The 3,435-nt window shown below is 57.8% G+C and carries 1 rRNA gene; it reads left to right on the top strand.

The annotated features are described in order from the left end of the window. The first annotated feature begins 247 nt into the window (after window positions 1-247). Window positions 248-3,378: ribosomal RNA gene (locus G1H19_RS22275) — 23S ribosomal RNA — on the top strand. Window positions 3,379-3,435 lie beyond the last annotated feature (57 nt).

The raw sequence follows: 3,435 nt of genomic DNA, 5'->3' as shown, positions 1-3,435 counted from the left end.
GGGGGCTGTCCTCCTGTCATACCGGGTCGTCACTGGTTGTCTCACTGGGTTGCCCTTGCGGGGGTGTGCTGGTGGGTGGTGGTGGTTGCTGGTGGTGGGGTGTGGGTGGTCATCGTTCGTACTTTGAGAACTGCACAGTGGACGCGAGCATCTTGTAGGGAACAAGTGGCTGCCATGTCGTGTGTGTCTGGGTTGTCTGCTCTTCGGGGTGGGTGGTCTGGGTGCATGGGTGTGGTGGTTGTTGTGTGTTCAAGTTAGTAAGGGCACACGGTGGATGCCTTGGCACCAGGAGCCGATGAAGGACGTAGGAGGCTGCGATAAGCCTCGGGGAGCTGTCAACCGAGCATTGATCCGAGGATTTCCGAATGGGGGAACCCCGCACCAGTCATGTGGTGTGACCCGCGCCTGAATATATAGGGCGTGTGGAGGGAACGTGGGGAAGTGAAACATCTCAGTACCCACAGGAAGAGAAAACAACCGTGATTCCGTGAGTAGTGGCGAGCGAAAGCGGATGAGGCTAAACCGATCGCATGTCAAGCCGGCAGGCGTTGTGTGGTCGGGGTCGTGGGACGATTCAGATGGTTCTGCCGAACTGTCGGGGAGTCAGAAAGTCTCGTTGTTAGTGGAAGGCCTACTGGAACGGGTCGCCGTAGAGGGTGAGAGCCCCGTACACGAAAACACGAGACCTCCCGAGTTGTATCCCAAGTAGCACCGAGCCCGTGAAATTCGGTGTGAATCTGGCGGGACCACCCGCTAAGCCTAAATACTCCCTGGTGACCGATAGCGGACAAGTACCGTGAGGGAAAGGTGAAAAGTACCCCGGGAGGGGAGTGAAATAGTACCTGAAACCGTGTGCCTACAAGCCGTGAGAGCCGTCAATGCACCTTCGGGTGCGCGGTGATTGCGTGCCTTTTGAAGAATGAGCCTGCGAGTTAGTGGTACGTGGCGAGGTTAACCCGTGTGGGGTAGCCGTAGCGAAAGCGAGTCCGAACAGGGCGTGTGAGTCGCGTGCTCTAGACCCGAAGCCGAGTGATCTACCCATGGCCAGGTTGAAGCGCGGGTAAGACCGCGTGGAGGACCGAACCCACTTCGGTTGAAAACGGAGGGGATGAGCTGTGGGTAGGGGTGAAAGGCCAATCAAACTCGGTGATAGCTGGTTCTCCCCGAAATGCATTTAGGTGCAGCGTCACGTGTTTCTTGCCGGAGGTAGAGCACTGGATGGCCTAGGGGCCCCACAAGGTTACTGAAGTCAACCAAACTCCGAATGCCGGTAAGTGAGAGCGTGGCAGTGAGACTGCGGGCGATAAGGTTCGTAGTCGAGAGGGAAACAGCCCAGATCATCAGCTAAGGCCCCTAAGCGTGTGCTAAGTGGAAAAGGATGTGGAGTCGCAGTGACAACCAGGAGGTTGGCTTAGAAGCAGCCATCCTTGAAAGAGTGCGTAATAGCTCACTGGTCAAGTGATTCCGCGCCGACAATGTAGCGGGGCTCAAGCACACCGCCGAAGCTATGGCACTCCCGCGTTGCCTGTCATGAGCCCTTGTGGTTGGTGGCCAGGTGTGGGGGTGGGTAGGGGAGCGTCGTGTGGCGGTGGAAGCGGCGGAGTGATCCAGCCGTGGACGCCACACGAGTGAGAATGCAGGCATGAGTAGCGAAAGGGGAGTGAGAAACTCCCCCGCCGGATGACCAAGGGTTCCTGGGCCAGGCTAATCCGCCCAGGGTGAGTCGGGACCTAAGGCGAGGCCGACAGGCGTAGTCGATGGACAACGGGTTGATATTCCCGTACCCGCGAAAGAACGCCCATGCTGAACCCAGCGATACTAAGCACCTGAAGCCTCTGACGTCCCTTCGGGGATGATGGGGTGGAGCGTGCGGCCTGGACTGGTAGTAGGCAAGCGATGGGGTGACGCAGGAAGGTAGTCCTACCGGTGAGTGGTAGTACCGGTGCAAGGGTGTGGCCCGTGGATCAGGTAAATCCGGTCCGCATGCAGGGTGAGGCCTGACGCATAGCCGAATGAGGCGAATTGGATGATCCTATGCTGCCGAGAAAAGCCTCTAGCGAGTTCTTAGCGGCCCGTACCCCAAACCAACTCAGGTGGTCAGGTAGAGAATACCAAGGCGATCGAGCGAACTGTGGTTAAGGAACTCGGCAAAATGCCCCCGTAACTTCGGGAGAAGGGGGGCCATTGCTCGTGAACACCCTTGCGGTGGGAGCGGGTGGTGGTCGCAGAGACCAGTGAGAAGCGACTGTTTACTAAAAACACAGGTCCGTGCGAAGTCGAAAGACGATGTATACGGACTGACGCCTGCCCGGTGCTGGAACGTTAAGGGGACGGGTCAGCTCTTTCGAGGGCGAAGCTCAGAACTCAAGCGCCAGTAAACGGCGGTGGTAACTATAACCATCCTAAGGTAGCGAAATTCCTTGTCGGGTAAGTTCCGACCTGCACGAATGGCGTAACGACTTCTCAGCTGTCTCAACCACAGGCTCGGCGAAATTGCACTACGAGTAAAGATGCTCGTTACGCGCGGCAGGACGGAAAGACCCCGGGACCTTCACTATAGCTTGATATTGGTGTTCGGTTCGGTTTGTGTAGGATAGGTGGGAGACTGTGAAGCGGGCACGCCAGTGTTCGTGGAGTCGTCGTTGAAATACCACTCTGGTCGAATTGGATGTCTAACCTCGGTCCGTGATCCGGATCAGGGACAGTGTCAGGTGGGTAGTTTAACTGGGGCGGTTGCCTCCAAAAATGTAACGGAGGCGCCCAAAGGTTCCCTCAGCCTGGTTGGCAATCAGGTGTCGAGTGCAAGTGCACAAGGGAGCTTGACTGTGAGACCGACGGGTCGAGCAGGAGCGAAAGCTGGGACTAGTGACCCGGCACCGGCATGTGGAAGCGGTGTCGCTCAACGGATAAAAGGTACCCCGGGGATAACAGGCTGATCTTCCCCAAGAGTCCATATCGACGGGATGGTTTGGCACCTCGATGTCGGCTCGTCGCATCCTGGGGCTGGAGTAGGTCCCAAGGGTTGGGCTGTTCGCCCATTAAAGCGGTACGCGAGCTGGGTTTAGAACGTCGTGAGACAGTTCGGTCCCTATCCGCCGTGCGCGTAAGAGACTTGAGAAGAGCTGTCCCTAGTACGAGAGGACCGGGATGGACGAACCTCTGGTGTGCCAGTTGTTCCGCCAGGAGCACTGCTGGTTGGCTACGTTCGGCAGGGATAACCGCTGAAAGCATCTAAGCGGGAAGCTCGCTTCAAGATGAGGTCTCTCACCGGGTCAACCGGGTAAGGCCCCCGCCCAGACCAGCGGGTTGATAGGCCGGAGGTGGAAGCCCTGTGAGGGGTGGAGCTGACCGGTACTAATAGGCCGAGGGCTTGACACACACCACCGACTGTCTTGCAGGTTGTTTCGCGTCCACTGTGCGGTTCTGAAGGTGCGG

This window comes from Goekera deserti, from assembly GCF_010685995.1.
In the GTDB taxonomy this organism is placed as follows: domain Bacteria; phylum Actinomycetota; class Actinomycetes; order Mycobacteriales; family Geodermatophilaceae; genus Goekera; species Goekera deserti.
This window is presented reverse-complemented; position numbering and strand designations above follow the sequence as displayed.